Origin of the sequence: Candidatus Liberibacter sp., assembly GCF_014048425.1 — a bacterium.
In the GTDB taxonomy this organism is placed as follows: Bacteria; Pseudomonadota; Alphaproteobacteria; order Rhizobiales; family Rhizobiaceae; genus Liberibacter.
The window spans coordinates 26,089-44,621 of sequence record NZ_JACETX010000002.1; the positions used below are offsets into that span (position 1 = coordinate 26,089).

Consider the following 18,533-nt stretch of genomic DNA (forward strand, 5'->3'; position numbering starts at 1 on the left):
AATTATGGATTCTTTGATTGCGTCTTCCAAAATTGCAAGTTCGGGATTGGATGTCCAGTCAGCTCGAATGCGCATTATCTCGGAAAATATTGCCAATGTTCGTTCAACGGGAAATACTGCGGGTGCTGATCCATATCGGCGAAAAACGATTTTTTTTGAACAAGTTATGAAAAACAATGGTGGTGTTCGTGTCAAGAAAGTAGGGGTAGACCACGCTGCCTTTATTGAAGAATTAGATCCTGGTCATCCTGCCGCGGATGGTAGAGGTCTCGTAAAATATCCAAATGTTAATATGCTTATTGAGGCTGCGGATATGCGTGAAGCCAATCGAATCTATACGGCAAACTTACAAGTTATCAAACAATCACGTGACATGTTCGCTATGACACTTGGGCTTTTGAAAGGTTAATTATGATTGAAAAAATTCAAGGAATATCCATCCCTTTATCTCAAAACTTACCCACCAGAATACAAAGTGATTTTGTGCAGGATGAAGGAGGGATGGAAGATCATTCCGTTTCGGGATTTTCTGCCATGTTGCAAGATATGGCTAGCGGTGTAGTTGACAATATAAAGCAAGCAGAGAGTTTTTCTTTGGCGGCTTTAAACGGTAAGGCAACTATGCGAGAAGTTGTGGATTCTGCTCTTCAAGCTGAACGATCTTTACAGGCGTCAATGTCTATTCGCGATAAAATTATTTCGGCTTATTTAGAGATTTCTAAAATGCAGATATAACGAATAAGGATTAAAGATATGAAGGCGTTTTCTATCGCGGCAACTGGCATGTCTGCACAGCAGGCTAATCTTGAAGTTATTGCGAATAATATCTCCAATATTAATACTACAGGTTATAAGAAGGCACGTACAGAGTTTTCTGATTTTCTTTATCAAACTGTAAAGTCGTCTGGTTCATCTCACCCATCAGAAGGTATTAATATCGGATCTGGTGTGCAGATTTCTGCTGTGCGGAATGTCTATACTCAAGGAGAATTGGTTTCTACAAGGAATGATTTAGATCTGGCTTTAGTTGGGCGTGGTTGGTTTCAAATTGAAGCTCCTGATAAGACTGTGCAGTATACGCGAGCAGGATCTTTTACTAAAGATTCAAAAGGACAACTTGTTACCTCCGATGATTGCGTTCTTCTTCCTGCGATTACAATACCAGAGGATGCTCAGGAGATAAAGATTTCCAGATCCGGTCAAGTTATGGCTATGGTGGGAAAGCAGCGTGAGTTTCAAAATTTAGGGCAGATATTAATTGCTAATTTTGTTAATGAATCTGGTTTGCGAAATCTTGGGGATAACCGTGTTGCACAAACGTCTTCATCTGGAGAAGCAATCATAGCATCTCCAGATGATGTTGGTTTTGCGCATATTAAACAAGGTTATTTAGAATCGTCCAATGTTGATGCTGTAAAGGAAATTTCAGATATGATCTCTGCACAGCGTGCTTATGAGATGAATTCTAAAGTTATTCAAGCGGCTGATGAGATGTCTTCCTTAATAAGCAAGTTGAGATAATTGATACAAATTGCCAAAAACAATTTTTGTAGTTTCTTAGCTTGTCAGGTTTCGAAGGATAAGTCGCTCAAAATTCTTGGCCTTTGTCAAATCTTCAATCAATCGGAGTTTTGAAATGATCCGTTGTTGTATAAAATTCTGGCTGGCTTTTTGCTTTTATATGCTTAATTATATTTTTATTTTTGCTGAAAGTTTTGGGCGTGCTGTCGTGCCTTCTGCTATTATTTATGCAGGAGAAACTTTAAATGATGCCCGTCTAAAGGAATATGATGTTACGAATTCTAAACTCCGGGGAAATTATGCACGTTCTACTAAAGATGTTGTAGGGCTTGTTACACAGCGAACATTATTGCCGGGTCAAGTTATTCCAATATCGGCATTACGTCTTCCTTATGTTATTACGAATGGGTCTAAAATCCGTATCATTTTTGAGCAGGGAAATATGATAATATCTTCTTCTGGTATCGCTCTTGCTGATGCTCGTGTCGGTGATGTCATTCTTGTGAAAAACATTGATACGAGCGTAATAATTTCTGGTAGCGCAATGTCTGATGGTACAATTCGCGTTTCTATAAAATGATTACTCATATACTTTTCTTTGTTGTTTTTTCTTTCATGGTATTTGACCAAACCTTTGCACAAGTCGTATCTCGCGTTAAGGATGTGGTATCTCTACAAGCAAGTAGGGATAATCAATTAATTGGTTATGGTCTTGTTGTGGGGCTCCAGGGCAGTGGGGATAGCTTGCGTTCATCACCCTTCACAGAGCAATCAATGCGGGACATGCTTCAGAATATGGGCATATCCGCTCAGATGGGAAAGTTAGGATCTAAAAACGTAGCTGCTGTTATGGTGACTGCCAATTTGCCCCCTTTTTCTAGTCCCGGAAGTCGCATTGACGTATCTGTTAATTCATTAGGAGATGCAATTTCTTTGCGAGGTGGGACATTAGTGATGACCCCGCTTTCAGGAGCAGATGATCAAATTTATGCGGTAGCACAGGGATCAATAATGGTGTCAGGACTTTTTGTTAAAGGACAAACAGCTTCTGTTTCTGAAGGAATTGCCACAAGTGGAAGAATTGTTAGTGGTGCTATTGTTGAAAGAGAATTGCCTAAAAAGTTTATGGATTCTAAAAGTCTTGTTTTGCAACTGCGTAATCCAGATTTTTCCACTGCCATACAAATTACCGATAAAATTAATGCTTATTCTTCTAATCGCTTTAATAAATCAATCGCAGAAGCGCGTGATTCGCGTGTAATAAAAGTTTCAAAACCTGTCGATATTGATCTTACTAGATTAATGTCTGAGATTGAAAATCTTACTATTCCAATAGATACGCCTGCTAGAGTAGTTGTGAATGAGCGTACTGGTACAATTGTTATAGGAGATAATGTCAAAATTTCCAAGGTTGTGGTCAGCTATGGAAATTTAACGGTACAGATCCATGAAGATCAGAATATTATTCAGCCAAACTCCATGTCATTGGGTGGAAAAACTTCTGTTCAAACCAATACGGATATACAGGTTTCAAAAGGGGAGGGATATATTTCACTTCTAGATGGAGCTGACTTGAAGGGTCTCGTATCAGGTCTGAATAAAATGGGACTTAAACCGGATGGTATTATTGCTATTCTTCAAGGGATTAAGGGAGCAGGAGCCCTTCAGGCAGAGATTATAATTCAATGATGCGTTTATTTGGGCTTTATTTTTACAAGGTACGAGATGTACTTCTCATCATGGTATCTTTGATAATTTTTTTCTTGAGCGGCTTTGTTTTTCAAAGTCACGGAGAGGTTTTTCTGCCACCAGATAAAGAGATTCAGAAGTATTGTACTGGCGCAATTGATTTGGTGCGTGAGCAACATTATTTTTTTCAAAAAAAGGCATTAGATGATCTGCAAAAGGATATAGAGGAACGTATTGCGATACTAGAAAAGCGTAAAAATGAATATAGTTCATGGTTTGAAAAATATGAAAATTTTATTACATCGTATGGTAAAAATATTATTAATTCTTATAAAACAATGCCTTCTGATTCTGCCGCTGGACAATTGGCAAAATTGAGCCCTGAAATATCGGCTCATATTCTAATGCAGCTTCCAGATCAAGCAAGTTCAATTATGTCAGAAATGGATCCTGAATCAGCCGCCCTTATCACGAATATCGTTGCTAGTTTTCTCAAATTTCAACAATCAAAAAGATCTAAATGATGTTTCGTTATTATGTTACCATTTTTAGTAGTGTTTTTTTAGTAATGAGTTGCCATAAGGGAGCCATTTTTGAAATGAGGAATGTCCCTCGGATGAGTCCGATAGGTTCGGGTTTGCGTTACGAAACGATATTGCGACCTAGTGCCGGGCGTTTGCATTCAACAAAGAAAAGTTATTCTTTATGGAGGGATTCACAATCGGTTCTATTTAAAGGTACACGTGCCATCAATATGGGCGATATTCTGACAGTAGAGATACGAATGGATGATAAAGCAATTTTTGATAATAAAACAGGGCAAAATCGCAGTAATTCTGTAGATAAGAAATTATCAGGAGGATTTTCTATACTGAATACTTCACCTAAAGCAAATGCTAATTTGGAGTATAAATCTGATAGTTCCGCGTCAGGGAAGGGATCCATTAGCCGTGCAGAGAAATTAGAGCTTTTGATAGCCGCTGTCGTCACGGAAATATTAGAAAACGGCAATCTTATCATTAGTGGTTCTCAAGAAGTGCGTGTCAATAATGAAATACGCAGTCTCAATATTACGGGAGTGGTTCGTCCCCAAGACGTTGATGCTCACAATAGCATTTCTTATGACAAGATTGCTGAAGCGAGAATTTCTTATGGTGGAAAAGGACATATAACAGAAATACAAAAGGCACCGATTGGACAAAGATTTCTTGATGTATTTTTGCCATTTTAGATTTGAGATAAAAGTTAGGACCATGATCAATGTCGTATAATGGTGCAGATAAAGGACAGATTGACAGGGAAAAAAAATACACGAATTTTGCTGTATATTTCTTTGTTTTAACAGCAATTGGGAGCATTTGTGGTTGGCTAGGTGGTTATGTAATATTGTCGTTATTGCCATATGCAGTGAAGACAAGAGCTGAGCCAATGTCTATGCATCAAAATATTGGTGAAAATACAGGCTCTGACCAGGAAAATATGTCAACGATTCCTCAAGGGAACAAAAATATTTTTTCACTCCAGCCAATTATAACAAATTTGAACTCTTCACCAAAAAATTGGTTAAGATTAGATATCTCATTGATGTTTAAAAAAATACCAGACATGGATTTATTAGAAACTCTGCACCAAGACATCATGGATTACATACGTACTATTTCAATTGATCAAATCACAGTTCCCCAAGGATTTCGGTATTTGAAAGAAGATATTGAAGAACGGGTTAATCTGCGTTCAAAAGGCACTATATCGAAGGTTATATTTAGGACATTTATAATTACATGATTAGATGGTTTATGTTTGGAATGTTGTTTTTGGTACCAGAATTAGCTTTGGCACAACAACCCTCTTTGCCTGAAATTCTGGAATTTCCGCCCAATTTATCTGTCTCTACGTGGATTATAAGAACTTTTGGCCTTTTTACTGTTTTATCAGTAGTACCCATTATTCTAATCATGGTTACTTGTTTTCCAAGATTTATTATTGTTTTTTCAATATTGCGTACAGGTATGGGTTTCGCTTCTATTCCTCCTAATCTCGTTATCATAGGTCTCGCATTATTTATGACATTCTATGTTATGTCGCCAACTTTGGATCAGGCTATGGAAACAGGAATACAACCCTTAATGGATAATCAAATTACTGAAATAGAGGCTATTAAACGTATCGCCAAGCCATTTTGGGTGTTTATGAAAAAAAATACCAGGGAAAAGGATTTGCATCTTTTCGTAGATATGGCCGGTAGTGATCATAAGAATACAGTTGTTACAAAAGAGGATGAAATTGAATATAAAATATTGATACCGGCTTTTATGATTTCTGAGATTCGGCGCAGTTTTGAAATCGGTTTTCTTGTTATTCTGCCGTTTATGATTATTGATATGATTGCGGCTACCATCGTTATGGCTATGGGAATGATGATGTTGCCTCCGACGTCGATATCATTGCCATTTAAAATTATTTTCTTTGTTTTAATTGATGGCTGGAGTCTCTTAGTAGAAAATTTAGTGCGATCGTTTATTTAGTTTTGTTCATCAAAATATTTTGTTAAAAGGTCATTTTTTCTCATTCAAATCAATTCTACTTTCCAGTCTTTGTATTTTACGTTTACCGGGGAATGATTTTTCTAGCGTGCATTATTGATATAGTCCGTCCTTGACAAAATTCATAATTTTCAAAAAAACCATCTCCATTTTTATAAAACTATCGTCTACCTTTACTGGAGATTCTCCATGAATGATTTTTTCCCAAAAGTTCATCGGAATATTTGAAAAATAGGGATAGGTGATATCCTGTGATACGCTATTGTATTCCTCTGATAATTTTCAACATATATAAATATGCAGTCCATCTCAGATAGCTTAATCCTAATAACCGGCTAGTCGGTGCCTATAAAAAGAGAAGACTAAATTTTCTAATCTTGTAGTTGTAGAGTCGCGTACGAAGCAAAAACAAGAGGAATAATCAATAAAACAATATTAAAATCAATAGATTATGTTTTTATCACGGTAGGAATCCTTGTCCTTTAGGACGGAGATGGATGTCAGTCCTAAGCAAGATAAAGAATGGGAGTTTTATTGTTCGGAAAGAATTTTCAGGAAGAAGATAAGTTACATCAACCATTCTGGCAGGGAATCAAGTTCAATTAATTCTTTAAAGCTTTTACGAGGACGGATAATGTGGAAATGAGAGCCTTTTACTAGAACCTCAGGAATCAATAGGCGGGAGTTATACGTTCCTGCTTGAACAGCTCCATAGGCACCGGTCGCCTCAATATAAAAGAGATCTCCCAGTTTAGGGAGCGGAACTGTTCGATTCAAGGCTATAAAGTCTCCTGTTTCGCATATTGCACCTACCATATCAGCTTGAATATGCAAAGAATTTTCTTTTGGAATTACCACAGGTTTGATTTCGTGATAAGCATCATAAAGAGTAGGGCGAATGAAGTCGTTCATTGCAACGTCAAGGATAATAAAATTTTTATCTTCGCTATTCTTGATATGGATGACTTTTGTGACCAATATCCCAGCATTAGCAACTAAAAATCGACCTGGTTCAACAATAATTTTGCATTGCAAATCTCCGAAATATTTTTGGACAAGATGTGCATAATCAGCAGGAGAAGGAGGAGGAGGATCCTTATGGCAATAAGAGATTCCTAATCCTCCTCCGATATCTATATGCTGGATATTATATCCGTCAGAGTGGAGTTTTTGTATGAGTTTTCTCAGTAATTTAAAGGCTTCACTAAAAGCTTCTACTTTGACTATCTGGCTTCCTATATGCATGTCAATGCCAGTAATTTTTATTCCTGGAAGAGTCTTTGCATAGGCATAAAGGGAGTGTATCTGGCACATGGGAATGCCAAACTTATTCTCCTTTTTCCCAGTAGATATTTTCTCGTGAGTATTGGCATTTACGTCAGGATTCACACGAAAAGAAATAGGTGCAATCTTTCCCAGAGAAATTGCGCGCTGATTAAGGCTTATGAGTTCTGATTGTGACTCAACGTTAAAACAGTATATTCCAGCGTTTAGTCCCAAATCTATTTCGCGTTCTGTCTTGCCAACTCCTGAAAAAACGATCTTTTCTGGAGGGGTTTTGGAAGCTAAGGCACGATGTAACTCACCTTCAGATACTATATCTAATCCAGCTCCTAGGCGAATAAGTGTTTTGATTACAGCTTGATTGGAGTTTGCTTTTAAAGCATAACAAATTAACGTATCCATATGAGCGAAAGAACTCGAAAATGAGTGGTAATTCTGCTCTATGATAGCTGTCGAATAGCAATAGAAAGGAGTGCCAACAACTCGAGATATTTTTTCGAGGGAGACATTCTCTGCATGCAGGGATCCCTCATGGTTTTTGAAAGAATTCATGGTGATTAATCTCTTAAAAGAGAGGAGATCTCAATTTTTTATTTTATTTCCTTTGGATGTGGGCAGTGGTGGCAAGGGATCATCCTTGCGTCCACAGCTATATAGCAGTGAAGTGCTCGCTACTAAGCAGATGAGGAAAAGGGATAATGGTAATTTCAATTGCATTATATCCATCCATGAGAAGTTTTATAGTGTTGATACTTCATTTTTTTAAGGTGTTTTCAGTTAAATTTTTAATCCGATCTTGCCAGTAAATAATTTGATTTTTGACTTTTTCAGGAGAGGTTCCTCCAAAACTTTTTCGACTAGATACGGAGGCTTCAACTGTAAGAATTTTATAAACGCTATGTGTGATAGCAGGACTTATTTTCGTTAAGGATTCCAACGGAAGCTCTGCAAGTTCACAGTTGTTCGCTTCAGCTAAAGCGACGGCACGTCCGGTTATATGATGTGCTTCCCGAAACGGTAACCCAGCATGTTTTACCAGCCAATCAGCCAGATCTGTAGCTGTGGAATGGCTTGAAGTGGCTGCTGCTCGCATACGCTCCTTATGTACAGTAAGATCGGATATCATCGCACCCATGGCTAAAATGATCACTTCCAGGGTTTCTGTTGCATCAAAAATAAGTTCCTTATCTTCTTGAATATCCTTTGAATAAGCTAAAGGCAATCCTTTCATGACTGTTAAGAGAGCAATGAGAGCCCCGTTAATACGCCCTGTTTTTGCCCGAATCAATTCCGCTCCATCAGGATTGCGTTTTTGTGGCATAATTGACGATCCGGTTGAAAAGGCGTCTGACAGCCGAATAAAATCGAATTGTGGTGTTGACCAGAGTATCATCTCTTCGGCTAATCGCGACATATGCATGGCACAGATAGCTGAATGCGATAAAAATTCTAGTACAAAGTCACGATCCGAAACAGTATCAATGGAGTTTCTGGTTGGTTCCCGAAAACCTAGTTCTTTTGCTGTTAAATGACGATCTATGGGGAAATTAGTTCCGGAAAGAGCTGCCGCTCCTAAAGGACATTCATTCATACGTTCAATAGAGTCAAAAAATCTTGAAATATCACGCCCAAACATTTCGACATATGCCATACAATGATGTCCAAAAGTAACTGGTTGCGCTGTTTGCAAATGGGTGAAGCCGGGCATTATAGTGTCAAAATGTTCCTCTGCTTTATCCAAAAGGACGCCTAAGAGTTTTATGAGATCATCTGTTATCTTAAGGGTTTTTTCTTTGACCCATAGTCGCAAATCTAGGGCTACTTGGTCATTGCGTGACCGTGCTGTATGTAGTCTTCCAGCGGCAGAACCGATTAATGTTGTGAGTCTTGCTTCAATATTCATATGAATATCTTCAAGATCACGTGAAAATTCAAATGAACCGAGCGTGATTTCAGTGCGAATAGTCTTTAAGCCATCAATAATTTTTTGACAGTCATCCGAGGATATTATGCCTTGTTTGGCTAACATATTTGCATGTGCTTCAGATCCTCGTATGTCTTGATCAAAGAGTTTTTTGTCAAAATCAACGGAAACATTTATTTTATCCATAATCCAGCTGGGATTGGAGGAAAATCGACCTCCCCACATCTTATTGGTTTCATCAGGCTTTTTTTCACTGCTCGACATTTTTCCTCCAAGAGGGCTTTCTTTAGGGAGAAGTCACGCCTATTCTCCCTTAGCGTATAAAGTAGTAAAGGTTAACATAATCTATCTGAATTCTATGTCTGCGATAGTATATGAACAACCCATGTGATAGCAATAATTATTAGGATTTTATTGAAAATCTCTGTAAAAAATCGTATTTCAGGTTGTAAATATATTGGAGATGATGATCAACGAATTAGTGATATAACCATATGGCATCCAAAGATAGAGTATGCGGGTTCTCCGATAGGAAAATAGTATTTAGAACGTTCATCTTGCCCTATAGGCTATTTCTTTTTTGACCATCGAAAGAATGTCGGCAAGAGCTAATTTTTTTGCTCTAAAGTTGAATCAGTAGTTTGTCGATTGGAAACGGACGGTTTTTCCATATTATCTCGTGCGAGTTTGATAAGTATCCACATATACTTTCTAAATTGCTTTGCAAGTTTGATTATCAATCTCCGAAAACACCCTTCAAAGGAACCACTAAATTCGACAATGAGTTTATCAAGTATCTCTCTGATATTTCTTGGAGGAAATGGATTCATCCTTAGAGTATGGACTCTGACGAGGCGAGGTATTTCAGAGAAAATTAGATCCTCCGTATTCGTTTGATGGAGGGATAGAAAGGATATATTCAAGGCTAAAAAAGGCGATACAATGGACATATATGAATATATGTACCGCGATTAAAAATGCAAAAGTTGTTTTTTTATAAGAAGTGCGTTCTCCTATAAGAATCAATTCACGTAATTACATGCTTTCTGTTAAACGATTGATACTTTTCAATTCCTAGCCTAGATGGGATACATGACCTTCTGATTTTTGTTTTTCAGAGATTATAGCGGGAAGGTGTTCTTCGACGGGATAAAGAGAAATGAAGATTTTATATGAGATGAGATAAAAAGGATATCAAAACGAGTGAGGCAATTTTTATAATCATGTTTGGGGAAGTATATAAAATTAAGAGCATGTTTAGTACGTATGAGGAAAAATATCACGGAAATTATCTATCATGAGGATGTGTATATTGAGGGTTATAAGGGGTAGGCAAGATTTTAAGAGTTTGAATGGTTTTTTGGGAATATGCTCAAATATGTGCTGTAGTGTGTGTTTTATATCCGATAATATTGAAAACAAAATCTCTGACAGATGATATGCAATGTGTGCCAGAGATTAGCAAAATAGGAGAGATTTTGAAAGTTTGGCTTAAGCACTTTGAGACGAGGAGTTCATCCCCTTGTTTTGTTCTGATATATCCATGCCCACAGACACATCTCCAGTGTGTCTATCCATAGCCGAAGTTCCAACACAACACTCTGACCACTCTTTCGAATATTGCAGATACAATCTCCTTAAAAACTTCATTCAGCCTCTCAAAATCACGAATTTCAAAAGAAAATCGGCAGGCTTTTTGAAAACGCAATTCTGTAAATCTTTGTTAAGGAAAGTGTTTTCCTGCCGTATTGATTTTTTTAGCAGGAAGATCTTTCAAGGCGAAGATACCTAGCAAATCAATCTCACTTTCATGGAATAGGAGGAAAGTGGTATGTTTTTATAAGTTAATGATTGGCTGAAAAGGTATCATGTAATGAGGATAGAGTTTTGAATTCTTAATCTTTTCGGGTAGAGAATTGGAGATAAGATCATATAACATTGACCGTAGTATCCATGGCAGTATTCAAATAGTATGGATTGGATGTAGTCCAATGATCGCGAATCCTGACAATTCGAACTTACTAGGAGTTGACAATAATCCTCGAAACAGACATTCAAGTTCCTGCGCAAGAATTCTGATAATCTGTATGTAGATTTCTATTGTATAGATTTTATCTAGTTCAAGCTCGCAACGCATCATTTATCTGGATAAAGTGAAGGCTATCTCAGAGTATATTGGAACGGTAAGAGTTCTATTCCAAGCGAAAAATTAAAGATACCTGTCAAGTTCCGGAAGAATTTCAAAAACATCCCCGACAATAAAGTAATCAGAAATTTTAAAAATGGGAGCATTCTCATCTTGATTTATAGAAACGATCACTCTGGATTCTTTCATGCCAGCTATGTGTTGGATAGCGCCTGATATTCCTGCCGCAATATAAAGATCTGGGGATACTACCTTTCCTGTTTGTCCAACTTGCCAATCATTAGGTGCAAACCCTGCTTCTACTGCATCGCGAGTGGCACCAACAGCCGCACCAAGCTTTTTGGCTAAAGGAATGATAAGCTTTTGGAAATTTTCTGCAGAACCCAATGCTTTTCCTCCGGATATGATAATTTTTGCCGAAGATAGGTCTACTTGATTGGAAGGAGTTGCGTCTTCTTTGATAAAGTAAGGAGTTAAAACATTCCTTGTCAGGTATTCTGAAGAGATGTTTTCTATATGAGCTAGCACATCCCCTGTTGGAGAAGGAGGAAATGCAGATGCGCGTACTGTGATAACTTGATAAGGATCAGTTGTTTGTACGGTTTGTATAATATTTCCTGCATACATTGGTCTTTTGAAAATATTAGGGGAGAGGATCTCAATGATTTCGGATACCTGCATAACATCTAGCATAGCTGCAATACGTGGCAATATATCTTTTCCGATTGCATTAGCGGATGCCATTATCGTTTTATATCCCTCGGCTATGGATAGGATGAGATCACTTAAAGGTTCAGCGAATTTATGGCAAAATACGGTGTTTTGCGCTACAATAATCTTGGTAACTCCATGGATATTAGAAGCTTGTTGCACAATTCTTTCAATGCTTTCGCCTGCTATTAATAAATGTATATCATCGCCAATTTTCTTGGCGGCTGTCACAACTCTCGCGGTTTGTTCTGACAAACTCTCTTGATGATAATCTGCAAGTACAAGTATGGGCATGTCACAATAAGCCGTTTTCGCTTTTTAATTTTTCAAGAAGTTCTGGAACAGAGTGCACTCTCAGACCAGATCTTTCCACGCTATTTTCTTCGAAACTAAGCACTTTCAGGCGAGGTGTCAAATTAAGTGCGAAATCGGAAGCAATTTTTTTTTCAAGAGTTTTCTTTCGAGCCTTCATGATATTTGGAAGGGATATATAACGAGGTTCGTTAAGATTTAAGTCAACGGTTATAATGGCTGGAAGGGTTATTGTTATTGTTTCGGTTCCAAAATCTGTTTCACGTACAACAATCACATGATCATCGTGAACTTTTATGCTAGAAACAAACGTTGCCTGAGCCCATCCCATCAATGTTGCGAGCATTTGTCCAGTTTGACTAGCTTCGTCATCGATAGCTTTCTTGCCGAGAATGACTATTCTTGGTTTTTCTTGTTTGACGATCTCTCGAAGAAGTTTAGCCACTGATAAGGGTTCTAGTATTTCGTCGCTTTCAATTAAAATTCCTCTGTCTGCCCCCATGGCTAGGGCATTTTTGAGGGTTTCTTCAGAATCGTGAGAACCTATAGAAACAGCTATAATTTCTGTGGCAATTCCATTTTCTTTCAATTGTATAGCTTCTTCAATTGCAACTTCATCAAAAGGATTCATGGACATTTTCATGTTATTGTGCTCAATGCCAGAACCATCGCTCTTTATGCGTACTTTTGCATTATAATCTATAACCCTTTTAACAGGTACGAGTATCTTCATATATGGATTCCACAGCGATTATTTGACAAGCGTAGATTGGATGTATACTTGCTTGGATTTGATTGCAAATAACAGTATTTCCCAACGAAGATTTTTATTCCTTCGAGATGGAAAAAGAGAGTGATAAGAAATGGGTTTATAATACGGGGATTTCCTTTCGACGATTTTATCAATATAATGAGGATCTATGATCAAGTAAAGGTATGCGATGGGATAAGATAAAATTATAAGAATGATTTCTTCATTCTATGGTTTAAGTACCCATCAAAAGATTTTTCTCAGAGATCAAGCTGTATTTTTTCTCAAAATCGGGAGGAGAAATTAACTTGAAAATTCTACGCAGACATTCCATTGAGGGGGGATAAGCTCTTAAATCAAAACCAGGTACACATCCCCGACAAGCAATAATGAATTTAATATAGCAATGACAATATCTTTTCACGCGTTCCTGTTGTCAAAGATTTTTCTCAATTAGAAATGTGGATTTGTTGATTTTATAAATCAGTTTTTTAGAATGAATACAGAGTTCCATTCGCCACTATCTTCTAAAATATAATAGCGTGTATGGCGCCTTTTATCCTGAATATGATGTTTTATTTTAGCTCTATTTCATGAATCTTTTGGTAGGTAATGCATGATATCGAGAAAAACGTGCATCTTATTTTATGTTAAGCCCTTAGTAGATCTTGTAAAATAATTTTTTATGGGAGATGTTTAAAATAGGACACCATAGTCCAAAGATATTTTTTAATTTCATGCCGACCATTTGGAGTTATTATGTGGATGCGGGAATATTTTTATGCGACATATGACGTTGTTTTTGATGCGATAGAGCATTTTATGGATGAAGATGGTTGGGCTATGGCCAGTCATATTTCGGTGTCGGCATTGCTATCTGTCTTTCCCTTTATAGTTTTTGGGACAAATCTTGCGGGTTTTTTAGGGGCAAAACAATTTGTTCCGACTGTTATGGATATCATTTTTGGTACGTGGCCTGAGGTGGTTACTAAACCGATTGCCGACGAGGTTTTACAAGTTTTGGCAATGCCTAGAAAAGGTTTGTTTACGATCTCAGCATTAGCCGCAGGATATTTTTCCTCTAATGGCATAGAAGCTTTACGTATCTCACTGAATCGAGCATACCGCGTTGTGGATATGAGATCCTGGTATATAACGCGTTTATTCAGTCTTGGATATGTTTTTCTTTCTGCGATTATGTTGGTAATAATGAGTTTTTTTTTCGTGGCGATTCCATTGGTACTAACATATACAAAAAATCTTTTCCCGTCTTTTGGTAATATTCTGATCATAATTTGGAACAGTAGAATATATGGCACGCTTGGTATCTTGTCATTTTCTCTTGTTTTTGTTCATCTTTTTTTGCCTGCAGGACAACGTACAATTATCAGTATTTTGCCTGGAGTAGTTTTTACATTGGTCAGTTGGTTAGTAGGAGCGGTATTGTTTACCCATTATGTTGTTTCATTTGCGACGTATTCTACGATGTATGCTGGGTTAGCCTCTATAACGATATTTTTGGTATTTCTTTATATGCTCGGAGTTATTTTTATCCTTGGAGCTGAACTTAATGCTTCTATGATGAGATATTCTTGGAACAAGAGACTATAGTTCGATGGATCTTTATAATCGTGTGCGTAAAACACATGATTTAAGGGACTGAGCTTGAAATAAGAGATCTAGAATGCCTGGACAGGTAAGATATTTTCTGAAAGAAATTACTTTGAATTGTAATTAGGAAGATGGGGATGATGTCTTTCTCTTAGAATCTTGACCACAGCTGTACATGACATTATAGCGAGTATACTGCTTAGGACGATATTCCAGGAAGCGAGTGAAATTCCTAAAACATATTGTCTGTTTTGGGAACAAGAAGGAAGATATTTTTTCCCGAGATCATGCGAGATATCTGCGATTTTTACATATGTATCGGGATTTTTTTTTTTCTGATTGGAATTGGAAGTACAGTATTGTTTCCCTTTCTCTATATTCCATTCAATGCCTACATGTTTGAATCCAAGTGTAGTGTCATAAATCATGATCGCGGAAACAGCAATCAATAGGAAACAAGTGAGCCAATATAAAAGCGGGTTTCGACCAGATAATCCCGCCAATACAGCAATTGGGAGACAGTAGTAGTAAGGTTTTTGTTCCTGAAGACAAAGTTTACAAGGTGTATATTCGAAGATATATTGGAGTGCTAAGATGGTTAAAACAATTCCTAAAATACTGGCTACCAAAATATTGATAAGTTGCAAACCTTTTAATTTAAAGGCAAATAATCTCATTATCACGAGAATCTCCTAAAATTATTCCAAGTAACGTGCCCAATATTTTCCGAATCATGAGTTTCATATATGATATGCTTCGAAATATAATTATTAAGGATAGCAGATGCTGCTTTTAAGAATATGGATAAATATACACAAAATTTATGTAATAATATCTTTCATATGAGGGTTTTTGGGCAAAATGTCCACTGAAAAACATCAAATATTGTAGAGGTGAACAATCTAGATAATTGTTATATAACGAAGATACAGATACGCAATATTATTTTAAAAAAGCATTGGTTGTCTGGGAAAAAGCGATAGACGCAGTACAAGCGGCATCCTCAAAATCTTTCTAGAAATCTCTTGAATGTTTTTTCTTGGGAGAAGCAGATTTTTTTTTGGAAAATTATTATATCAAGGAAAAATAATGACTCAAAATTCAAAGGAGGAAAGACGGAGCTTAAATTTATTGCGAATTTTTTCTGACAATAAGTTGTATTGATTAGTGCCGTGGTTTCTGAGTTCCAAAGATTTTTTTAGGGCATCCGCTGATGATTTGCGTCAGGATTGGGTGATGTTTCGTTTTGATTATGAATTATATGGAAGTTTTTATACCCTGTTTTGTTTAAAGTCTCATCATCCTTGGTAATACCGTCAAATAGACTGATTAATAGGTTTTCAAGTGTGCCATGTACGTTTATGCTATTGAGTGTATATCGTTGGAGAGGAATCGTTTTAGACCCTTTTTTATCACTTTATTTTCTTTTAAAAGGATTTTTAAGTGAAAAGAAGGATGCTAGCAGAGCGGATCTTTTGGGATATCCGAGTATTTATTGTACAGGTCTCGTCGGTTTATTTATTTGGTTTCATGCTGTGCGCATTGGTTGGTATTGGAAGGTATTGTACGAGAATACGGCTTCGTAAATATGTGGATACTGCAGATTGAAGGCTTTTTCATAAAATTCATCAATGGATTTTTATGAAAGGAATTGTTGATCTCAATTACCGGGGGAAGTGATCTTACATTATTTGAAGTTGATGAAGCTACTACTCGTATCCGAGAAGCAGTTGATCCTGAAGCCAATATCATTCTTGGGGCTACTTTTGATGAAGCCCTTGAAGGTGTCAAGAGACTGAGCGGGCTTGTTATTTGAAGAGAACCAGAGGCTGAAGGCAAGAATTGTTTTTGAAAGGTACAGTACAGATACGCAGAAAAACCGTAGAATTAGCGTCTTTATGATTCAGGGATGTTAAATTATTAAGCAATTGATTTTAAGTGCGATTTATATAATATTTCCCATTAAATAACTGCGTCTCCTCAGATTTTTCCCAGAAATTCAAGTTCGCGATCAAGGTGATATAAGTGGAAGATTATGGTTTCTCCTTGAGATGCCAAGGCTATAATAATCGGCGAAACTGCATCTCGTAAAAGTTGTCCATGTTTTTCAGGAGAAGAATACTTTTTCTTGTAATTTTTTTCTAGCAGTTTTTTAGTGCGTTAGTTGTATTGTTTTTCCAATGCAAAAAGTTTGTATCTTTTGGAGATAGAGCCGCAAAATTTTATCAGTTTACAAATCTAGAAAAGTTTCAAAAGGCTTCGATTTCTTTTTTCTTCTCTTAGTTGTTTATCTTTTTCACGGTTCTAAATAATCTTTACGAGAGCTATATGTCTATGATAGTCATCGCCTGGATGAATAGGGAAGATATATTCATTCTATTCTAGTGTGAAATAGGATACATTCCTCATTCGAAGAAAATAGGTATAATTTGCTGATGATTATCTATTGATTGGGCTGGGAGAAAGTAAAAAAAGGATGTTTATAGGTGGGAGATTCCTTGAAAATCGGAATGAATATACGTCGTATTGCCTCGAATCTATTGCCTGTAATTGTCAAGAAGCGTGTTTCTCTAGGGCATATATTAGATCCAGAATGTGGAGATTCTTCTTTCCTAGCTCTTCCGTATATAGACCAAAAATTGGTACATGCTATTTTGAATACAACACTGCGTTTTCTGCCTCGGATTGACGCTGTTCTTGATTCTGTGCTTGTTTCTTCTCTTTCGAATAAAAATGATTCTTTGCGGCAATTATTACGCATTTCTATTGCTCAGATCCTTTATTTAGATGTGGCAGATTATGCCGTTGTGGATTTGTCGGTAGAACAAGTCAAGAATGACAAAAAGAATCGACATTTCTCTAAACTTGTTAATGCCATACTACGAAGGGTTTGCCGGGAAAAATCGGAATTATTACAGTGTTTTTCAGAAGTGCCGACTGTGCCTGAATGGTTTAGGGGTCGTCTGGAAAAATATTATGGGAAGGATTCTGCTCGTGCTATTGCTGCGGCTTGTCTTTATCCCGGTTATATTGATTTGACAGTAAAATCTGATATTGAGATTTGGGCACGTAAACTCAATGCTGTTGTATTGCCCACTGGTGGAATACGTCTTAGAAATTTTAAAGGAAATATTTTTGATCTTCCTGGTTTTGAAGAAGGAAATTGGTGGGTACAAGATGCGTCGGCATCGGTTCCTGTTCAGCTATTTGGTCGATTGGATGGTCTCTCAGTTTTGGATTTATGTGCAGCTCCTGGAGGGAAAACTGCTCAACTTATTGTATCTGGAGCAAAAGTGGTTGCGCTTGATGTTTCGGGAAGACGTTTGAAGAAATTGCGGGATAATCTTAAAAGATTGTGTCTTTTTGCGGAAGTTATCGAAATTGATGCCTTCAATTATCGACCTGAAAAACTATTTGATGCTGTGCTCGTAGATGCCCCTTGTTCTTCTACGGGTACAATGAGGCGTCACCCAGATGTGTTATGGACTAAAAACTTGAAAGATATAGCGGATTCAGCACGCTTTCAAGAAAGATTGCTTTCGCATGGACTGACTTTTCTGAAGCCTGGAGGGATGCTTGTATTTTCCAATTGTTCTTTGGATAAACAAGATAGTGAAGAAGTTGTTGAGAAAGTTCTTAAGAATCCACCCTTTCCAATTGAGGTTTTGCCCTTGAAAGCTGAAAGTTGGAAAAAAATAGAAGGAGCAATTACCCCTGAAGGGTGGTTTCGAGCTACTCCGAACATGTTGGGAGAATTGGATGGTGTATTTCCGGGAATAGATGGATTTTTTGCAGTTGTACTTAGGCGAATAATGTAGCGAAGTATAGTAAATAATAATATTATTATTAGGATAGATGTCGAGTGCATAGTTTATGTAAAAATTGCTCGAATATATGTTCTTTTCATTGATGTAGAATGCATGAATTTTTATAAATTAATCCGTTTTAAGAAAAATAATTTTTTGGATCTTTGTTTTTATCAAAAGTTCATTTGACCGTTAGGGAGGATATAATATTCAGTAGAATATTACTTTTATCTCT

The 18,533-nt window shown here is 37.0% G+C and carries 17 protein-coding genes and 1 pseudogene; 13 read left to right on the top strand and 5 right to left on the bottom strand.

What is annotated here, in order from left to right:
• The first annotated feature begins 4 nt into the window (after nucleotides 1–4).
• The 9 genes from flgC (at nucleotide 5) to fliP (ending at nucleotide 5,735) form a co-directional block, all read left to right on the top strand.
• Nucleotides 5–409, top strand: coding sequence for a flagellar basal body rod protein FlgC (gene flgC / locus H0G72_RS00495; RefSeq protein WP_182016542.1), 405 nt, complete (start codon nucleotides 5–7; stop codon nucleotides 407–409).
• Between the two features lie 2 nt (nucleotides 410–411).
• On the top strand, nucleotides 412–735 hold the full coding sequence (fliE, locus tag H0G72_RS00500) for a flagellar hook-basal body complex protein FliE (RefSeq protein WP_182016544.1): 324 nt from the start codon (nucleotides 412–414) through the stop codon (nucleotides 733–735).
• An 18-nt stretch (nucleotides 736–753) separates the two neighbouring features.
• A complete protein-coding gene (gene flgG, locus H0G72_RS00505; RefSeq protein WP_182016546.1) occupies nucleotides 754–1,521 on the top strand; it encodes a flagellar basal-body rod protein FlgG in 768 nt (255 codons plus the stop codon).
• Between the two features lie 160 nt (nucleotides 1,522–1,681).
• The gene (flgA, locus tag H0G72_RS00510; protein WP_259345069.1) at nucleotides 1,682–2,101 is read left to right on the top strand and encodes a flagellar basal body P-ring formation chaperone FlgA; all 420 of its coding nucleotides are present in this window, start codon (nucleotides 1,682–1,684) and stop codon (nucleotides 2,099–2,101) included.
• A 35-nt stretch (nucleotides 2,102–2,136) separates the two neighbouring features.
• On the top strand, nucleotides 2,137–3,210 hold the full coding sequence (locus H0G72_RS00515) for a flagellar basal body P-ring protein FlgI (protein WP_259345072.1): 1,074 nt from the start codon (nucleotides 2,137–2,139) through the stop codon (nucleotides 3,208–3,210).
• A gap of 50 nt (nucleotides 3,211–3,260) precedes the next feature.
• A complete protein-coding gene (locus tag H0G72_RS00520) occupies nucleotides 3,261–3,734 on the top strand; it encodes a MotE family protein (RefSeq protein WP_259345070.1) in 474 nt (157 codons plus the stop codon).
• Nucleotides 3,731–4,441, top strand: a complete 711-nt coding sequence (flgH, locus tag H0G72_RS00525) for a flagellar basal body L-ring protein FlgH (RefSeq protein WP_182016554.1) — start codon at nucleotides 3,731–3,733, stop codon at nucleotides 4,439–4,441. The genes H0G72_RS00520 and flgH overlap by 4 nt, the downstream gene beginning before the upstream one ends.
• A gap of 29 nt (nucleotides 4,442–4,470) precedes the next feature.
• Nucleotides 4,471–4,995, top strand: a complete 525-nt coding sequence (locus tag H0G72_RS00530) for a flagellar basal body-associated FliL family protein (protein WP_182016556.1) — start codon at nucleotides 4,471–4,473, stop codon at nucleotides 4,993–4,995.
• The gene (gene fliP / locus H0G72_RS00535) at nucleotides 4,992–5,735 is read left to right on the top strand and encodes a flagellar type III secretion system pore protein FliP (protein ID WP_182016558.1); all 744 of its coding nucleotides are present in this window, start codon (nucleotides 4,992–4,994) and stop codon (nucleotides 5,733–5,735) included. Before H0G72_RS00530 ends, fliP begins: the two co-directional genes overlap by 4 nt.
• A gap of 585 nt (nucleotides 5,736–6,320) precedes the next feature.
• Here fliP and lysA read toward each other — a convergent pair.
• The 4 genes from lysA to H0G72_RS00555 all read right to left on the bottom strand — a co-directional run bounded on the left by lysA (nucleotide 6,321) and on the right by H0G72_RS00555 (nucleotide 12,863).
• Nucleotides 6,321–7,589: a diaminopimelate decarboxylase gene (lysA, locus tag H0G72_RS00540; protein WP_182016560.1), complete on the bottom strand. Its 1,269-nt coding sequence runs from the start codon at nucleotides 7,587–7,589 to the stop codon at nucleotides 6,321–6,323.
• A gap of 202 nt (nucleotides 7,590–7,791) precedes the next feature.
• Complete coding sequence (gene argH / locus H0G72_RS00545; RefSeq protein ID WP_182016562.1) at nucleotides 7,792–9,225, bottom strand: argininosuccinate lyase; 1,434 nt, start codon at nucleotides 9,223–9,225, stop codon at nucleotides 7,792–7,794.
• A gap of 1,945 nt (nucleotides 9,226–11,170) precedes the next feature.
• Nucleotides 11,171–12,112, bottom strand: a complete 942-nt coding sequence (locus tag H0G72_RS00550) for an electron transfer flavoprotein subunit alpha/FixB family protein (RefSeq protein WP_182016564.1) — start codon at nucleotides 12,110–12,112, stop codon at nucleotides 11,171–11,173.
• Between the two features lies 1 nt (nucleotide 12,113).
• Entirely contained in the window at nucleotides 12,114–12,863 is a 750-nt protein-coding gene (locus H0G72_RS00555) for an electron transfer flavoprotein subunit beta/FixA family protein (RefSeq protein WP_182016566.1), read from the bottom strand.
• Nucleotides 12,864–13,640: 777 nt separating this feature from the next.
• Between H0G72_RS00555 and H0G72_RS00560 the strand changes: the two genes are divergently transcribed.
• Complete coding sequence (locus tag H0G72_RS00560) at nucleotides 13,641–14,492, top strand: YihY/virulence factor BrkB family protein (RefSeq protein ID WP_259345071.1); 852 nt, start codon at nucleotides 13,641–13,643, stop codon at nucleotides 14,490–14,492.
• Between the two features lie 107 nt (nucleotides 14,493–14,599).
• Here H0G72_RS00560 and H0G72_RS00565 read toward each other — a convergent pair whose 3' ends face one another.
• Nucleotides 14,600–15,169 (bottom strand): disulfide bond formation protein B, encoded by a 570-nt coding sequence (locus H0G72_RS00565; protein ID WP_259345074.1) that lies wholly within the window; start codon nucleotides 15,167–15,169, stop codon nucleotides 14,600–14,602.
• 669 nt (nucleotides 15,170–15,838) lie between these two features.
• On the opposite strand from H0G72_RS00565, the gene H0G72_RS00570 reads away from it, so the two are divergent.
• The 3 genes and pseudogenes from H0G72_RS00570 to H0G72_RS00580 all read left to right on the top strand — a co-directional run bounded on the left by H0G72_RS00570 (nucleotide 15,839) and on the right by H0G72_RS00580 (nucleotide 18,310).
• Nucleotides 15,839–16,078 (top strand): hypothetical protein, encoded by a 240-nt coding sequence (locus tag H0G72_RS00570; RefSeq protein ID WP_182016570.1) that lies wholly within the window; start codon nucleotides 15,839–15,841, stop codon nucleotides 16,076–16,078.
• A gap of 59 nt (nucleotides 16,079–16,137) precedes the next feature.
• Nucleotides 16,138–16,293, top strand: a pseudogene (locus H0G72_RS00575) (cell division protein FtsZ); the annotation flags it as partial.
• A 697-nt stretch (nucleotides 16,294–16,990) separates the two neighbouring features.
• Nucleotides 16,991–18,310: an RsmB/NOP family class I SAM-dependent RNA methyltransferase gene (locus tag H0G72_RS00580; protein ID WP_182016572.1), complete on the top strand. Its 1,320-nt coding sequence runs from the start codon at nucleotides 16,991–16,993 to the stop codon at nucleotides 18,308–18,310.
• The last annotated feature ends 223 nt before the right edge of the window (nucleotides 18,311–18,533 follow it).